Annotated in this window: 19 protein-coding genes; 8 read left to right on the top strand and 11 right to left on the bottom strand. The window is 45.2% G+C overall.

The annotated features are described in order from the left end of the window. Window positions 1-65: 65 nt before the first annotated feature. The 4 genes from F6J99_RS27080 to F6J99_RS27065 form a co-directional block, all read right to left on the bottom strand. The gene (locus F6J99_RS27080; RefSeq protein ID WP_293117101.1) at window positions 66-236 is read right to left on the bottom strand and encodes a hypothetical protein; all 171 of its coding nucleotides are present in this window, start codon (window positions 234-236) and stop codon (window positions 66-68) included. Next, window positions 182-304: a hypothetical protein gene (locus tag F6J99_RS27075; protein WP_293117099.1), complete on the bottom strand. Its 123-nt coding sequence runs from the start codon at window positions 302-304 to the stop codon at window positions 182-184. The genes F6J99_RS27080 and F6J99_RS27075 overlap by 55 nt, the downstream gene beginning before the upstream one ends. A gap of 693 nt (window positions 305-997) precedes the next feature. Continuing rightward, window positions 998-1,747 carry a peptidylprolyl isomerase gene (locus F6J99_RS27070; RefSeq protein WP_293117097.1) on the bottom strand — a complete coding sequence of 250 codons (750 nt, stop codon included), beginning with the start codon at window positions 1,745-1,747 and terminating at the stop codon, window positions 998-1,000. A 580-nt stretch (window positions 1,748-2,327) separates the two neighbouring features. Continuing rightward, window positions 2,328-2,477, bottom strand: coding sequence for a hypothetical protein (locus F6J99_RS27065; RefSeq protein ID WP_293117094.1), 150 nt, complete (start codon window positions 2,475-2,477; stop codon window positions 2,328-2,330). Between the two features lie 26 nt (window positions 2,478-2,503). Here F6J99_RS27065 and F6J99_RS27060 point away from each other — a divergent pair, with 26 nt between their 5' ends. Then, complete coding sequence (locus F6J99_RS27060) at window positions 2,504-2,851, top strand: hypothetical protein (protein WP_293117091.1); 348 nt, start codon at window positions 2,504-2,506, stop codon at window positions 2,849-2,851. 140 nt (window positions 2,852-2,991) lie between these two features. On the opposite strand, the gene F6J99_RS27055 is transcribed toward F6J99_RS27060, so the two are convergent. The 4 genes from F6J99_RS27055 to F6J99_RS27040 are packed head-to-tail and all read right to left on the bottom strand — an operon-like array spanning window position 2,992 to window position 8,310. After that, complete coding sequence (locus F6J99_RS27055) at window positions 2,992-4,575, bottom strand: HlyD family efflux transporter periplasmic adaptor subunit (protein WP_293117088.1); 1,584 nt, start codon at window positions 4,573-4,575, stop codon at window positions 2,992-2,994. Window positions 4,576-4,585: 10 nt separating this feature from the next. Continuing rightward, a complete protein-coding gene (locus F6J99_RS27050; RefSeq protein ID WP_293117086.1) occupies window positions 4,586-4,858 on the bottom strand; it encodes a hypothetical protein in 273 nt (90 codons plus the stop codon). Between the two features lie 49 nt (window positions 4,859-4,907). After that, window positions 4,908-7,673, bottom strand: coding sequence for a peptidase domain-containing ABC transporter (locus tag F6J99_RS27045; RefSeq protein ID WP_293117084.1), 2,766 nt, complete (start codon window positions 7,671-7,673; stop codon window positions 4,908-4,910). Continuing rightward, window positions 7,666-8,310, bottom strand: a complete 645-nt coding sequence (locus tag F6J99_RS27040) for a helix-turn-helix domain-containing protein (protein ID WP_293117082.1) — start codon at window positions 8,308-8,310, stop codon at window positions 7,666-7,668. The genes F6J99_RS27045 and F6J99_RS27040 overlap by 8 nt, the downstream gene beginning before the upstream one ends. A 442-nt stretch (window positions 8,311-8,752) precedes the next feature. Here F6J99_RS27040 and F6J99_RS27035 point away from each other — a divergent pair, with 442 nt between their 5' ends. The 4 genes from F6J99_RS27035 (at window position 8,753) to cbiM (ending at window position 11,245) form a co-directional block, all read left to right on the top strand. Next, the gene (locus F6J99_RS27035; protein WP_168166542.1) at window positions 8,753-8,908 is read left to right on the top strand and encodes a hypothetical protein; all 156 of its coding nucleotides are present in this window, start codon (window positions 8,753-8,755) and stop codon (window positions 8,906-8,908) included. 84 nt (window positions 8,909-8,992) lie between these two features. Continuing rightward, window positions 8,993-9,802, top strand: a complete 810-nt coding sequence (locus tag F6J99_RS27030; protein WP_293117079.1) for a DUF4382 domain-containing protein — start codon at window positions 8,993-8,995, stop codon at window positions 9,800-9,802. A gap of 302 nt (window positions 9,803-10,104) precedes the next feature. After that, entirely contained in the window at window positions 10,105-10,581 is a 477-nt protein-coding gene (locus tag F6J99_RS27025; protein ID WP_293117077.1) for a carboxypeptidase-like regulatory domain-containing protein, read from the top strand. Next, the gene (cbiM, locus tag F6J99_RS27020; protein ID WP_293117075.1) at window positions 10,568-11,245 is read left to right on the top strand and encodes a cobalt transporter CbiM; all 678 of its coding nucleotides are present in this window, start codon (window positions 10,568-10,570) and stop codon (window positions 11,243-11,245) included. The genes F6J99_RS27025 and cbiM overlap by 14 nt, the downstream gene beginning before the upstream one ends. A gap of 75 nt (window positions 11,246-11,320) precedes the next feature. On the opposite strand, the gene psaK is transcribed toward cbiM, so the two are convergent. Next, entirely contained in the window at window positions 11,321-11,596 is a 276-nt protein-coding gene (psaK, locus tag F6J99_RS27015) for a photosystem I reaction center subunit PsaK (protein ID WP_044492231.1), read from the bottom strand. An 863-nt stretch (window positions 11,597-12,459) separates the two neighbouring features. Here psaK and F6J99_RS27010 point away from each other — a divergent pair. Continuing rightward, window positions 12,460-12,786, top strand: a complete 327-nt coding sequence (locus tag F6J99_RS27010; protein ID WP_070396366.1) for a TMEM165/GDT1 family protein — start codon at window positions 12,460-12,462, stop codon at window positions 12,784-12,786. Window positions 12,787-12,807: 21 nt separating this feature from the next. Next, on the top strand, window positions 12,808-13,095 hold the full coding sequence (locus tag F6J99_RS27005; RefSeq protein WP_070396367.1) for a TMEM165/GDT1 family protein: 288 nt from the start codon (window positions 12,808-12,810) through the stop codon (window positions 13,093-13,095). A gap of 210 nt (window positions 13,096-13,305) precedes the next feature. On the opposite strand, the gene F6J99_RS27000 is transcribed toward F6J99_RS27005, so the two are convergent. Beyond that, on the bottom strand, window positions 13,306-13,821 hold the full coding sequence (locus F6J99_RS27000) for a DUF4149 domain-containing protein (RefSeq protein WP_293068703.1): 516 nt from the start codon (window positions 13,819-13,821) through the stop codon (window positions 13,306-13,308). 143 nt (window positions 13,822-13,964) lie between these two features. Next, entirely contained in the window at window positions 13,965-15,167 is a 1,203-nt protein-coding gene (locus F6J99_RS26995; RefSeq protein ID WP_293117069.1) for a 1-acyl-sn-glycerol-3-phosphate acyltransferase, read from the bottom strand. A gap of 385 nt (window positions 15,168-15,552) precedes the next feature. On the opposite strand from F6J99_RS26995, the gene F6J99_RS26990 reads away from it, so the two are divergent. Beyond that, window positions 15,553-16,503, top strand: a complete 951-nt coding sequence (locus tag F6J99_RS26990) for a transposase (RefSeq protein ID WP_293117067.1) — start codon at window positions 15,553-15,555, stop codon at window positions 16,501-16,503. The last annotated feature ends 118 nt before the right edge of the window (window positions 16,504-16,621 follow it).

Below are 16,621 nucleotides of genomic sequence, written 5' to 3'. Positions count from 1 at the left end.
CATACTATCAGACAAAAAGGAAGTGCATGAAGTTTAAGCTATGGCCATCGCACAAAGTGAACAGCCTACCCCACACCCCACACCCGGTCACCCCACACCCCACACCCCAGGTAGTGCCTAGCAGCCCCATTGGCAAACTTGGTAAATCCGTCTGATATCATGTCAAGATAATTACCCTTAATCAAAATCTCCCCATCTCCCCATCTCCCCATCTCCCCATCTCCCCATCTCCCCATCTCCCCATCTCCCCATTTCCCCACACTTCCCACCCTCCCGACTCCCGACTACCTAAAAAAATAGACACAAAATCTCCCCGTTAATCACTTTCCTCTCGTTGAAATGAAAACTTGATAAAAGTGGTATGGGGAGAGACTGAGATCAACAAGACCATCGAAGCCCACTCCTCAAATTAAATAGCTAGATAGTATTTAATTTGCTGTTAGTAACTGTATTACTAAATTATTTAATTAAGTGGTAGCAAGCACCCAGTAAAGTTTTGAATTTATTTCCTAAACCAACACTCCTAAACCAACAATTAGTCATTAGGGAATAACTGGTTATAAGCTGTCGTCCATTGAAACGACCTTGTCTTGATGGAGTTGCTCATGAGGGGTACCCCCTTTGGCCAACTGCATCGCTTCTGCCTTCTGCCTTCTGCCTTGCTGTGACGATCCGAGAATTTTTTGGTATTATCAGAAATCAGCCTTGGGTTTAATGATTTATTTGGTTTTGCTATAGCGTTTCCAGTTGATTTGTGAAAAAAGCACCCCATTTAAATCAGACTTTCAGTTAGTCTTGCCTTCACAAATCCTTTAGAAACGCTCTAGTTAACCCTCTAGTTAACCAAATAACCTCCAACCTTCAACCTTCAACCTACCCTTCGGGAACGCCAAAGGCGAACAACCAAATAACCTTCAACCTTCAACCTTCAACCTACCCTTCGGGAACGCCAAAGGCGAACAACCAAATAACCTTCAACCTTCAACCTTCAACATTATTAAACCTTCACTTCTCCAACGTCTATCGTCACCTGCTCGCTCATCATCTTCGACTCCAACCACTGCTCAAACAACTCCGACATAATTTGAGTCCGCAACCCTTGATCCAACTCAGGTTTAATAATCTCTTCCACATAAACCAAACGCATTACACCACCGGCAAAAATTGGTTTCAGTAACTGCGGGGGAGTCGCCGCAAACACAGAAGCCGACAGCTGGGGTATAAAATCCTGGCGCTGCAGGAGTCCGCGATAGCCCCCAGTGCGCCGTAACTCCTGATTCTCAATGTGTTGATGAGCCACATCAAAAAAACTCGTTTCCCCTTCCTGGATAGCGTAGAACAGTTCCATTGCCAAATCCTCATCATCTATCGGAACTTCATATATCACCACCTTTTCATAATCCCACGAGTTTTCATAGAAATAGGGTTCCACCTTATCCTTAAACAGATGCTCCGCCAACTTCCCCGACAGCAAGTTGTAGCGAATCATTTCTTGATAATCCTCCAACGACAAGCCATGGTAGCGCAGCCACTCCCAGGTCTGATCCGAACTCTGGAGGTCATTCAGAACCCGGAAGTTATCCGCCGCCTTCTGCAATTCCTCTTCCGTTGCCTCAATTCCAAAATCTGCCACCACGGACATGATAGTTTTGTGTTTGACAATCTTTTCCAGCAGTTCGCGCATTTGACGGGATCGCTTCAGTTCCTGAATCAGATCGGTTTCGGTAATCGTACTAGGTTGAGACATAATTTACTCCGTAATTAGTAATTAGTACAGCGGTTTGCAATTGCTGTTAGGTACAAAGTTCTGGGTTTTTAGGGAGCAGGGAGCAGGGAGCAGGGAGCAGGGAAGAGAAACCCACCCCTAACCCTTCCCAGGAGGGGAAGAGGGAAGAGGGAAAACAATCCTGTGTACCTGATAGTTATGCAAACCGCCGTAATTAGTGATTAGTGATTAGTGATTAGTAATTGGTAGTATATAGCTTTTTATTGGAAATGTAAACAGAGTATTGATATAAAAAAGAAACATTAAACAGGTAACAGGCAAGTCAAAAAAACTCCTGTTTACCTCATTGATTTAATTGATAAACACCCTGACAACTATTGCTATAGGATTAGCTTTTTTTGAGATTAGTAAAAATCAACATCTCTAGCTTTATAGCATATTATAAAATCGCTAAATTGTTGATAAAGATTCAGTAAATTATATTCATTAGCGAAAGAATTTAGGAAGTTAACCCCAACCCCAGTTGGCTACCTACTTGTAAGGGGTCATGACCTTACCCTTAGACCAAAAAAATGGTGGGTTTTGATAAAGATTGCGTAAATCATATCGCAAAGGGAACAGCGGATCTGGGAGCAGGGAGCAGGGAGCAGGGAGCAGGGAGCAGGTAAGAGGTAACAGGCAACAGGCAACAGGCAACAGGCAACAGGCAAGAGTTAATCAAGAGTGATACATCGGTTTTGCAATTAGGCAAAAATTCCCGCGTTGCTGAATAATAGAATGATTTTCAGAGTAGGTGCGCTTTCTGTGATGGCTCCGGATTGCTCGCCATCACGGGTGGCACCTGTAGAATGGGCATCTTCCGTGGAACTGGCATCTTGCCAGTTTCATGCTTATTTTCGTGCGGGCAGGATGCCCACTAATCTCCTATCCATTACTTTATTCAGCAACGCCCTGAATAATAGAATGATTTTCAGAGCAGGTGCGCTTTCTGTGATGGCTCCGGATTGCTCGCCATCACGGGTGGCACCTGTAGAATGGTCATCTTGCGTGGAACTGGCATCTTGCCAGTTTCATGCTTATTTTCGTGCGGGCAGGATGCCCACTAATCTCCTATTCATTCTTTGACTGACGCAACGCCCCATTGTGAGCTATTATCGACTCCCGATTTCCCCACACCCCACACCCGGTCACCCCACACCCGGTCACCCCACACCCGGTCACCCCACACCCAGTAAGGCGAATCATGTTGCTTGGCACCCCGTCAGCTAAAGTCCTATTCCCCCCTTCTGCAATTGCTTAAACGGATCAAGAATCAAATCAATAATCCGACGCCGTCTAACAATTACTTCAGCAGATGCAGTATCCCCTGGACGCAAAGGAATACACTTATTCCCTGAGTCAATGCAGTCTTTTTTGAGGGCAATGTTTAAGCTATACACCGCTATCGGGCCCTGAGGCGTATCCACCTCTTCAGTAGTAGGAGAAATGCTGGTAATTTCCCCTGCTAGCACCCCATAATCTTGATAAGGATAAGCATCAAATTTCAACTTTACGGGTAGCCCAGTTTTCAAGGAACCACTTTCCTGTGTTGTCATCTGGGCCTTGAGACTTAAGGAAGAATTCTCTGGGGCAATTTCTGCCACCATCATTCCTGACTGCACCACTGAACCGGCACCAGGAATCGGGAAATCAAATATTGTCCCATTTACCGGAGATTTGATCACCCGTTGAGACAACTGAAACCTTAACCCCTCTATCTGACTATTATTCTGAGCAATATCAGCCTCAAGTCTAGAAATTTCTGCCTCCATATTTTTAAAATTCTCCTCAGAGCGAAGTATAGCCAATTTCCCGGCTTCGAGTAAACTCTGATAACTTTTCTCTTGCTCCCGTATACGCAACTGCGCTTGTTCAATCTCTGCTTCGGTTTGGCGCAATGTGCGCTCATAAGTACTCTCTTGTTCCGTTAACCGTAACTTCGATTGCTCGAGCTCTGATCGGGTTTGTTCATACAACCGTTGCCGATCTTGAGCCATATCTTCCCGGTCTACCAGCTGAATTTCCGAAACAATCCCCTCATTAAATGCATCTCGAAACCGTGCCACCTCCCGCTTGGCATTTTCCATGCGATTTTCCATTAAATTATAAGCCAGTTGACTATGATCTAGCAATTGTTTGGCCTGATTTAACTGGGCTAATTGTTCTGTTTTTTGTAAATTATAAGATTTCTTAAGGGCTGCTAAGGTTTGTCGCACTTGTTCAACCTGGGTCAACTTCTCCAACTGCTGGGCTTGATTTTGTTGCGCCTGAGTTTGAAGGGCGATCGCTAACTGATTTTTCATCAATTTTAACTGATTAAGCTGATTTTGTTGACCTTCCAATCGCTTCTGGGACTGCTGGATCTCAGTCTGGACTAAGTCCGATTCTAGTTCAACTAAATTCTGCCCAGTTTTTACAGATTCTCCTTCTTTGACATAAAGTTTAGCTACAGTTCCCATCACCGGTGAGTCTAACCGAATCGTCTTATCTTGGGGTTCTAGTCGTCCCCTAGCACTCCCAGTTTCATCGATTTTAAAAAACATTGCCCAAGGAACAAGGACACTAATAAATATTACCAATAAATACAACAATCCTCTAGTCCAAGCTTGGGGTAGACTATCAAGAAGTTCTTTTGTAGCAAAAGACCAATCCTCCCTGGAGTCATCTTTCTTAAAAGTCTCTACCTTTCGAGACATTAAATTCTGCTTAATCTGTTTATAATCCTGGAGTTTAGGAGACATTAACTCCTGTTCAATCTGTTTAGCATCCTGGAGTTTAGTCCCAGTTTTTCCATTCGATGAGTTAGTCATTTGTTCTTTATTATTTGTAATTTTTTATATAGCAAAGGGAGTCGGGAGTCGGGAGTCGGGAGTCGGGAATCGGGAGTCGGGAGTTGGGAGTCGGGAGTTGGGAGTTGGGGTAAGAAAATTGAATTTGCCTCATAACTATGAGAAATGCTATATATGCCGTTTTTTCTGCCCTATCTCCCCATCTCCCCATCTCCCCATCTCCCCATCTCCCCATATTCCCCTCCTGGGAGGGGTTAGGGGTGGGTTCCCATCTCCCCATCTCCCCATCTCCCCATCTCCCCATCTCCCCATCTCCCCATCTCCCCACACTTCCCACACTCTCGACACAGGAATTACTGGGTTACAGTATGTTGTTGTTGGTTTAGGTAATAGAAATGTCCGCGCTTTTCCATCAATTCCCGATAAGTTCCACTCTCAATTAATATTCCTCTATCCATCACTAAAATTAAATCGGCATTGCGAATTGTTGATAAGCGATGAGCAATTACTAATGTCGTCCGTCCCTTTAAAATTGTATTTAAGTTTCGCTGAATAATTCGTTCTGATTCTGGATCTAAATGAGAGGTAGCTTCATCTAAAACCAACAATTTGGGCTTGCCCATCAGTGCTCGTGCGATCGCAATCCGTTGTCGTTGCCCCCCGGACAACATTCCTCCCCCTTCCCCGATCTGAGTGTCATAGCCCATAGGCAAGTCTTGAATAAACTCATGGGCTCCTGCTAATTGAGCCGCTTTCATCACCTGCTCTAAATCAGCGGAAGGATGACTGAGGCTAATATTTTCCTGAATGGTTCCCCCAAATAGGAAGGTATCTTGGTCTACCACTCCCATTTGCGATCGCAAGGACTGTGTCGTTATCGACGTAATATCCAATCCATCAATCAACACCTTACCATCGGTAGGGGGATAAAACCCCAACACCAACTTAGAAATCGTCGTTTTTCCGGAACCACTGCGTCCCACTAGGGCTACCATTTGCCCAGGCTTGACCTCAAAACTGAGATTTTCCAGCACATTGGTATCACTGTCATCGTGATAGCGAAAGGTGACATTATCAAACCGAATATGACCCTGGAGTTGACCTAAGGTTGCCTTCTCCTGCTGCTGTAAATCCTCCTCCGGTTCGGCATCCAGGACATCATTAATCCGTTCCACAGAAATTAACACCTCCTGCAACTTATTCCATACCACGGTCAGGCGTTGGAACGGAGAGGTAAATTTCCCTAGCACCATATTAAAGGCTACCAACTGTCCAATGGTTAACTGGTCGTTAATCACCAGGGACGCCCCAAACCACAGCAAACCGGTACTTGTCACCGCTTCGAGGGTACCACTCACCATTTGCAGCTGAGTATTAAACACATGTCCAGAAAACCCAATCTTGATGGCTTTATTCAGCAACTCCTCCCAATGCCAGCGCACGGTCTGTTCTACCGCCGAGGCTTTGACGGTCCTTACTCCAGACAGAGCTTCAATCAAATAACTATTCTGCTTAGTACTGGCATAGAAAATTTCCCGAGAAATCCGTCGTAAAAACGGTGCGGTCACCAATGCCAAGATCGAAAACGGTGGTACAATCACTAGCGCTAGCACTGCCATCTGCCAGTTGTAGGAAAACATCATGCCCCCATAGATAAAGACAGTGAGCAAATCCAGCAGAATCGACAAGGTCTCACCGGTCATGAACTGCTCAATCTTGCGGTTTTCCTGCACCCGTGATACGATGTCTCCTACATAACGAGATTCAAAGTAACTTAAGGGCAATCGGAAGGTATGGCGAATAAACCCCACTATCAGGGCCAAATCAATCCTTTTCGCCGTGTGAACCAGCAGATACTGCCGCAACCCTGTCATCGCCACCCGGAAGAAGCTAAACAACAGTAATCCCAGCACTACTGTTGTTAAGGTTACCTGTGAGCGCTGCACCACCACTCGGTCTAGAATCAACTGGGTGAAAATGGGCGTAACCAATCCAAACAGCTGGAGAAATATTGACGCTATCAAGATTTCCACCAGCATCAGCCAATGAGGCTTAATTAACTCAAAAAACTGCCAGATAGATGTAGAGGACTCCTTAGTATCCTTAAACTTTAGGGTCGGTTCCAGTAGCAGGGCATAACCGCTCCAATCCTGATTAAACTCGCGATGGGTGAGGGTGCGTTGCTCAAGACCTGGGTCACATACCACCACATGGGTTTTAGTAATCTCATAGACAACAATAAAATGTTTCCCCTCCCAGTGAACAATTGCTGGTAACTTCTGCTTCGCCAACTCATCGAAACTCGCTTGCACCGGACGAGTGGAAAAGCCAACACTTTCCGCAGCAAAGCACAGTCCTCGCAGGGATGCTCCATCCCGGTTGACATTGGCCAACTTCCGCAAGCGATTTAAACTAAACTGCTTGCCCCAGTAGCGAGACACCATCACCAAACAGGCTGCACCACAATCGCTAGCACTCTGTTGAGCATAAAATGGATAGCGCCTACTCACCCGTTGAAACCAATGTCCCACACGCTGAGCAGGATGAGGGAAGAAAGCTTTCTTAATTTTTTTCTGGGACTTGGTTTTTTGAGGGGATCCAGAGGTGAAGGGAGTGGCGGAGTGAGCTGAGGCAGGATTTTGCGTTCCCGTAGCGGCTCTTTCAGAGGATCGCATTTGGCACTGGGAGTCTCGCAATCGTGCCTTATTCCACAAATGGTCTCGGATTTGGGGATAGCGATCCATCAGAGCCAACACCACATCCGCTGGTAGAAAGCACAGCTTCAAATTCACTGAAGCTCTAGCCAAATAGGGTTCCAAGTCAACTTCTGGAAACAAGGTTAATTCCCCAAAAGACTCCTCAGTTTCCAAGGTAGTGATTAATTCACCTGCCCCATCGAGTAGTCTCACCTTACCAGCGATAATGATATAGATCCCAGCATTACTATTGGCATTACTATTGGCATTACTAGTTCCTGCGTGCCAAAACTTACCGACCTTAGGCTCTTTGAATTGACATCGTTTGAGGACGCGCTGGAATTCTGATGGAGACAGAGAATATCCCAGAGTCTTGCTCAATTGTTGAGGAGAAATCATTGGAGCAGATGAACTTTTAACCATTGGTACTCAAGCTTATCCTATTTGTGTAAGAGAGCATAATCGCTGAAGAATCAGGGAGAACAGCCGATTGCAAGTCATGAATCATAATGCTAACCCCACTCATCCCATTCTCAGTCGTCTTTGACTGAGCCTTACTGGATTTTCTCGGTCGAGTGGACAATCCCATCTCTTTGAGCAACCGATTCACATGGCGAGGGGTAATTTCAACCCCCAATTCCTTAGCCAAATGCTTACTCAACCAATGAGCTGTCCAGCGCCGAAATGAATAGCCACAGTCCCTAGGACTCTGTTTTACCAGTTCCTGTAACCGTTCAAGATATTGCTCATTAACCGCCTTAGGGCGACCAATGGGATTATCCTGCCAATTGAGTGCTTGACCAGTCCGAGCCATCAGGATCCAATGCCTAGCTGTCGCTGGGCAACAGCCTAAGGCTTGGCGAATTTCAGCTTGAGATTTCCCCTGATCCGCCAGCAGCATAATTTGAATACGCTGACGGTATTTTTCTGATATATCCAATTCCAAACTTTTTTGCAGAAGTTTTTGTTGAAATGGGCTTAAATATCTCCCTGTAGTACTACCTGCACCCTTTTGGTCAGCTCGTAATTTATCTCGTAATTGATGTCCTAAGATAGCCATAACTAATGGGTCTGTTGATTATCGCTTCATCCTCAAGTTGACTCGGTCATAGTTTGCCACTTAAAGCTTCTATTTTTGATTGGCAAACTAAATTAATTGATAATTTAAGCTGTGTTAATTGCTTTGGTTGCGGATTATTTTGCTAAGTAATTAGTCTACATGATTAGTTTAAAATTAGTCTACATATTTTTTTTTATAACTGCTAAACTTTATGAACAATTCATGAATTTATAGGAACTATTTTGATGACCGTTAGATAGGCTACTTGGATCTACAAATAACAGAAAAAACCGCTATTTTTATATAAAAATCATGTTAATCTTGAGGAAGATTCTGTGAAGTTAAACTGAAAACTGCTCAAAATCAACGGATAATATTATTTTTTTTTAATAAACCTCAGCCATTTGTCTTAAAACCATCAGCTAAATTACTGAAAATAGTGATGTATCCCGGGCGCGGGGGTGTGGGTCGAGAGGGGGGAGTGTGGGAAGTGTGGGAAGTGTGGGGAGATAGGAAAGTGTGGGCAGATGGGGCAGTGGGCAGTGGGCAGATGGGGGAGAGGGGCATTGTAAATTACCCCAAAACTGAGTTTTATTAAGTTTTGTATACTAATTAAGGTAGAAGCGAAGGTAGAAGCGATCGCATAATCATGGTCAAAAAGGTGCAAATATGGGTAAATATAATGGTTATAGCTGTAATTTTCCTCTCAGGCTGTGGTGAAGGTAAACCCAAGAGCGAGACTAAGCCTACAGCAGGGAATGGCAAGCTGCAATTTCGGGCTAACGGTGAAGATTTTGTGCGACAGGGCTTTGTTTCCAAAGACAGTTGGCAAATATGTTTCGATCAGGTTTACATCAACCTAGCGGACATCACAGCTTACCAAGCTAACCCTCCGTATAACCCCGATACAGTAAAGGAAATCTCAGTCGAAGAGAAAATTATCCTCCCCAATCCCAAAACCATCGATTTAGCGGAAGGGGGAGAGGATGCCGAGCCAATTCTGATTGCTGAGATAGCTGATGCACCAACTGGTCATTACAATGCTCTTTCCTGGAAAATGGTCAAAGCCAAGACTGGTCCAGCAATGGATCAAAGCCTAGTGATGGGTGGTAAAGCCAGTAAGCAGGGACAAACCATTGATTTTGTGATCAAACTTGACCAAGAGATTGAATACCGCTGTGGTGAATTCGTCGGTGATCAGCGCAAAGGGATTCTAGCCAAGGATGGGGAAGCGGACATAGAAGCTACCTTCCACTTCGATCACATTTTTGGCGATAGTGATGTTCCAGGCAATGACCCCCTCAACACTGGTGCGATCGGATTTGAGCCATTAGCTGCACTCGCTAAGAACGGCAAACTAGAGGTGACAATGGCTCAGCTTAAATCAGGACTCCCAGCTGAAACCTATCAGCAGCTTACTCAAGAGATTCTGCCTAACCTAGGTCATGTCGGTGAAGGTCACTGTACATCCATGCCAATTTCCAGGTCATGAGGTACCCAACACCCTTACTCCAAACCCCGGAGTCTTTTAACCTAGAGTCCTTATCCAGACAAGAAAAAATCGAAGGGTAGTGCTATAAAAATCAAACCTGCTCAGCTCTGACCAATCTAATTTGGATGACTCTTGAAGAGGGTGAGAGTGGGAGATTCGCAGAGGGTCACAGGGATTGAGGAGTTTTCCCGTTCGCGTAGCGTGGCCAAAGGCCTTAAGTAGAAAATATGCCAATTAAATGGACGCTAGCTTAACAGTCAACACTCAACAGTCAAGAATTAAGGATGAACTGGAAAGGTTTGATGCTACTGAGCCTGGTGTCTGTCTTGAGTTGGTCAGTCAATGCTGAGGCTCACGGCACTAGGCTTGAATCTAAAACTATCGAGGCCATTGAGATTAATGCTAAATACGACACTGGTCAACCGATGTCCAATGCCCAAGTAACCATTTATGCTCCCAATAATCCTACCACCCCTTGGCAGACAGGGACTAGTGACACCAACGGCAGGTTTATCTTTGCTCCCGATTACGCTCAGCAGGGAAATTGGACAATTCAGGTGCGCCAAGCTGGTCACGGTGGCATGATTACTATGACTCTCGGTGAAGATAATTCTGCTGTAGCGGGTCACTCATCAGCAGCAGGGAACTCCCTAATGATCTCATCAACTAGTCCTAGTTACACCCCTGTTCAGAGAATGCTCATGGCAGCTGCTGGTGTCTGGGGATTTGTGGGTACAGCACTCTTTTTCTTAGGGAGGAAAACTAATGCACATTCCTGATGGTATTCTCCCTGCTTCTGTCTGTCTCGCTGGTTATGCAGCTACTGGTGGACTCACTTGGTATGCCCTACGTCGAATTGATCAACATAAAAACCCTCAGGAGGCAATTCCCAGAGCTTCCTTACTGACCGCTGCCTTTTTTGTAGCATCCTCAATTCACCTGCCCATCCCACCAGCAAGTGTCCATTTTGTCCTCAATGGCTTGTTAGGGGCAATTTTAGGTTATTATGCCGTTCCTGCCATTCTGATTGGTTTGTTCTTTCAAGCAGTTATGTTCCAGCATGGTGGACTCTCCACCCTCGGGATAAATGCAGCGATGATGGGAGTATCAGCAATCTTGGCGTATCACCTGTTCCAATTGCGGCGGGTATTTGGTAAAGGCAATCGAATTGTTACTGCTATCTTCAGCTTCTTGGCCGGTGCTGCTGGGTTGGGAGTGGCGACGCTAATCTTCTTCGTCCTAGTCATTACCAATATTCCTGCTACGATTAATGTGGCAGCAGAACGGACAGCAATTTACGGGCTCATGGTTGCTCATATTCCCCTGATGGTGATTGAGGGGTCGTTTTCAGCGGCAGTCGTGTTATTTTTGCAGCGAGTTCAACCAGAATTGCTAGGGGAATCGGGAAGGGGAAGCAAATACGATATCAAAAGTCAAAAATGATTTTCGACTAATTAGGGCTTCTGCCACTGCCCCCTCTCCCCTCTCTTCCCCTGGAGCCAAGTCCTTTGTCAGAGCTTAGAGAACACCACTAGTGGCTAGACCTAAGATGACACCAGCCCCTAGGATGTGACCGAGGCTAGTAGTTGCCAACAGTTCAGGGATACCAAAATTGGCAAACAGTCCAGAGGCACCAGGTAAAGCTGGGCCTTGACCGGGGTTTTTGATGGCAAAGCGACCAACAGTAATCGCAAACAGATTACACAAAATCATTACTATCCCCACTGTGGGACTCCACTCTGGGGTCACCGGAACAGAGGTTTCCACAGCAGCTAACAAAATTGAGTTAATCAATGCAGTTTCTCCCATATTTGATAAATTGATCAGCAATCAAAGCAACTAAGCATTCAGCTCTCAGCAATCAGCATAAGCGCTACGCGCACGCGTGCGCGTTCAGCTTGTGAATAAAACAGGTAAGCTTTGGCCTTGGCCTGTGGCTACGCTACGGGAATGGCCACGCTACGCGAAAGTTTAATCTGAGTTACGGCTGACGGCTGACAGCTGACAGCTGTTGGCGTAGCCTGCGCGTAGCGCATATGCTTACCAAAGCAATCATAAGAATTTTCGGGGAGAAAAATCTCAACTTGTTGTGAAGTACCCCAACCTGATCAGCTGAGGTTGGGGCAAACCACTCTCAGGTCAATTCAGGGACGGTCTTATTCGTCTTCAGGGTTTCCCGCTTCATCCGCCGATGCCTCAACCAGAGGCGCTTTCCAATGGCCGGGGAACCCGGCCTAGAAGGCGCGCGCCTGCTGGAATTGGTCTTACTCAGCGTCCACAGGCAGACATCCGCCTTCCGCAGACGTATAGTTTTGCGACAGACTCACCTTGGAATTACAGCTATAGCTAACCAGCCAGGGCTTGTCTCTTCCTTGAGCTCTGCTAGTACTTTGTATACCTTCAGGGTCTAAAACAACCGAATCTGGTAAGACCGTTTGTAAGGTAGCCTTTTAGTCAGTCAAGCGGGTCATCGACCATCTTCATTTTAGCATAAATTATCGTCTCGCTATCCATCCCCACCGTTAAAGACGATAGGGAATTCCGCGAGTTCTCTTAACAATTTACATTTTGAGAGCGATCACAGCCTCAGAATTTATGTAAAGTTATGCAAATTTTGGTAAATTGTATAGAGTACCTATATCTTGAGCAGTTTTCCAGTGACTCAATCTGACCAGAGTCAGCCAGTAAAAGCAAAGCAGATGGCTGTATGGGGAATCTTTAGTTCAACTTTCCTAACTATCTTTCTAGCCGAGATGGGCGACAAGACCCAATTGGCAACACTACTCATCACTGCCGAATCCCAGTCTCCATGGATTGTGTTTGTTGGTGCTGCCGCAGCACTGATATCTACTAGTTTGCTAGGTGTACTGATTGGTCATTGGCTGGCTAAGCGCTTCTCCCCTGAGATGATGGATACTGCTGCCGGAACACTTTTACTGTTGATATCAGTTATGCTTCTGTGGGACGCAATCAAACTGAATTAGTTATGAATTAGTGATTAGACGATGGATTGGCAATTACTAGGACTAAGTTTCCTAACTGTATTTTTAGCTGAAATTGGAGACAAAAGCCAATTTGCTGCGATCGCACTCAGTGGTAGTCTCAATTCCCCCCGTACTGTGTTTTTGGGAACTATAGCGGCACTGATACTGGCTAGCTTTCTGGGTGTAGTCGCTGGGGGAGGGGTGGCTCATCTATTGCCTACTCGTCTACTTAAAGCGATCGCAGCCATTGGCTTTGCTTTGATGGCATTACGGCTATTGTGGCCTTCAGAAGGAACGGTGGAGGATTAATCCACCCCCCCCTCAGAGATTTTCAGGAATAAATTTTCAGGTCAATCGGGTGAAAGGGAGCTGGGGTGATGGGGAGAGGGTATTTTAAGGTGAAAAATACCTTATTTATAAAAATTCCCCCTATCTCCCTATCTCCCCACCTCCCCACAAATCAGATTTTAGTTGGACGCAAGAAACAGCCCTGAGGGTTAGGGGGAGTGTGGGAGCAAGTTACGAACAGACCAATCTACGATAGTCTTGATAGCACCAACTAAGTAGTGTAGTCCCTGCCATTAACTTGATTGCTTCTAGCAGCCAGTACCCTTCATGCATTTGCACCATTCCTGGTGGCATGCCACTTACTGGCTCTAGAAGATTCAGTTGTAGAGCCATGGCGCTCATCTGGGGTGTCATGATGTAGGTATAAATGATTGCGATCCCTACCATGAGCAGGGATAATAAAATAGACCAGCGTCTGACGTAATGATAAAGATTAGAATTACCACGCAGGACTAGGAGGCTGGCTAATATTAAAGCGCCACACAAAAGCTCAACACGATTAAATGTCCAGAAGATTGAATAGCCAGCTGTAGCAAAACTAGCCTGACTCATCATGCCAGCTGTAGACATGCATGGCATGATCACAAAGTCTATAACTAAACTGCTACTGAGCCAAAACCCTAAAGCAAACATGGCAATGGTTCGCCAGCGGCTTTGCTGTGAATCCACGCCAAAAACAGCGTTCATAAAATTTCCTCTACTTTCTATCCTGCTCTTAGCTTAACCAATGGTTTTTACAAAAAGTGTGAAGTATTTTTGCAAAAAAAAGTATTTTTGCAAACAAATTTTAACTTAATTGTCAGGTAAACATATGCGCGTAGCGCATATATTTACGATAAATTTTCTTGAACTGTCTGTTGTAGTTGTTGGGTTAACATCTCCACTGTTCCTGCTCGGTTTTGTCTGTAGGACTCAAAATGCTCTTTGATGTTTATGGGGTCTCCAATGCGGACCATCGCTTTGCGGTGTCCTTTCACCAAAGGTCGATCAAACTTAAACACTTCCCGCTCTAGTCGAGTCAGAGTATCCAAAAAACGCTCTGGGGTAGGGGAAGCCGCAACATAACCATCGTAAATTGCATCGAAATTCAGCAGGCGGATAGTAGCTTGGTAAATTGATTCATAAGTGGTTTCATCAAACTGTTCTAACTCTTGAGCACGGGATTTTAAGACTGACTGAATTTTATACACTCGTTCTCGGCTTGGTGTCATGCTTGCCGGTGTTAGCTCTAGCTTCTGTTCACACTCACTCAACAGATGAGTTTTGAGCTTGTTAATCCTTTGGTTCCAATCCATCTGAGTGGTTTGGTCTAGAGTGGTTTGGTCTAGATTAAGGTCGTATTCAGTCTCCAAGCGAAGAATGACTTGCTCAGCCACACCCCGTAAACGCCCATAGAAGTTTGGTGCGATCGCATTAATGTTCAACGCCTTCTCTAGACGGGACAGGGTCTGATCAATCACTGGCTTCATGGAATCAGTGTAGTGGTACTTCAGACTTACGGGTACTAAATAGAGATTAGGAACAGGTTCACCCTGTTTGACCATTTGGTTCATTGCCTGTAGAGGCAGTTGAATCGCTCCCGTTCGGAAGGGCATAACCGTATCATTTTGATAAGAGCAGCCGCCTTCGGGGAAAATCACCAAATCACAACTCGGTTGCTTCAGTAACGTTAGGGTTTGGGCAATGCTGGCGCGATCGCCTAAACCCCGTCTAATCGAGTATGCTCCGATCAGGGGCAGAAATTTTTTGTTCCATCCCCGGAAACTCTCGTAAGCCACAACATAGTGAAAGAGTTGCCCTAACCTAGTTGATAACAGAAACAGAACTATCCCATCATCAAGGGTAGGATGATTCGGCAGATAAAGCACCCGTTCCTCTTCCAACCGAGCCAGTTTCTCTAGGTCCGTAGACTCAACCACTAACTTCAGTTGATAAAAATTATCGGCGATCAGATCAGAAAAGCCTTGACAGAGGCGGGTTAATAGGGGATTGAGCCTAGGTGGATAGAATTGAGGGCTTGACAAAACAGACATAGCATGTATTCCAAGAGTAGATCACAAGATCACAGAGATGCAGAGATAATAAATACTAGTTTGACTTTAAATACTTGATTGTGCCATTGTGCATTGTGAATTGTGCATTGTGTCAATCTTCCCCACCTTTGCTCCCTTCGGGATTTTCCTAACTACAGATAGATGCCATAGTTATACGGATCAATTATGCTTTGCCTACTAAGCTTTCACAAAAATCTAAAAAGCAGGAAGCCCCGCGTATGCGCGACCGGGTCAGAAGCTACCCCAGCGAGCAATCCCTCGCTGGGGCAGCCTTTATGGTTGGTCGGCTATGGGTAAAAGGGTTAAAACTTTATGATTAAGGCTGCCTTATTTTAAGGTTTCGTCTCCGGGAGGAATGCTCAAAGTGGCTAAAGCCACCTATCAACGAGAACAACAAGCCAAAAGAGGGTCGATAATGGCTAAGACTAAGAAACAGATGGGAGTACAGCAGATATTGCTCCATCCTGACAAAGAGACAGAAGCTATATTGACTTATCTTTGTCAACAGTCAGGGAAGTTGTACAACATGGGGTTGTATTTAACCCGCCAGCTATTCTTTAAATCTGGGAAGATATTGACTGGAAAATTTGATTTGTGTTACGAGGAAAGCATAAGCAAATCATTGATAGCAAAATCCCTACCTTCCACTCCTGCTCAACAAACTTTATATAGCGTAATAGAAGCCTTTAAGTCTTATAAAAGTCTCAGATATCTTTGGTTTAAAGGTCAACTAAAAGACAGACCTTCCCCGCCTAAATATTTAAAAGGCTCTAAATTATTCAAAGTCGCCTACCCCAACTGTGGAGGACAAAAACCCAAAATCAAAGATGGAAAGCTCGTTTTCTCCTTGGGTTTGACTGTAAGGCGCTGGTTTGGAGTCAAAAACTTTTCTCTATCCTTCCCTAGTAATTTAAAAGGAAGGAAAATCAAAGAATGGACTATTCTCCCAAAGAATGGTGCCTTCTACTTAGAAGTCTCCTATGAAGTCCCTGACCAGGAGCCAGTCAGACAAGACGGCAACGAAGCACTAAGTATTGACCTTGGGACTTCTAGTAACTTGGCGGCTTGTGTTGACACCTTAGGTAATTCATTCTTGATCGACTCTCGTGGGATGAAGTCCTATAACCAGTACTGGAATAAGCAGGTTGCGACGTTGAAAGAAGGTAAGCCACAGGGATATTGGGATAAACGGCTCGATCAAGTTACCAGGAAACGCAACCACCGAGTTCGAGATGGTATCAACAAGGCAGCTCGGCTAATTATCAACCACTGCTTGAACAACGGAATTGGGACGATCGTTTTAGGTTGGGTGTGATTCGTTGGCTAGAAACCTTAACCTGAAAAGGATAGAGGGGGATTAGCCGCAAGGAACAAAACCTTGACAACTTGATCACCTTACAGGTGCAAAACCTGTCCTCCCGAAACTGGAGTGA

It is taken from the genome of Moorena sp. SIO4G3 (assembly GCF_010692305.1).
Taxonomy (GTDB): Bacteria; Cyanobacteriota; Cyanobacteriia; order Cyanobacteriales; family Coleofasciculaceae; genus Moorena; species Moorena producens_A.
This window is presented reverse-complemented; position numbering and strand designations above follow the sequence as displayed.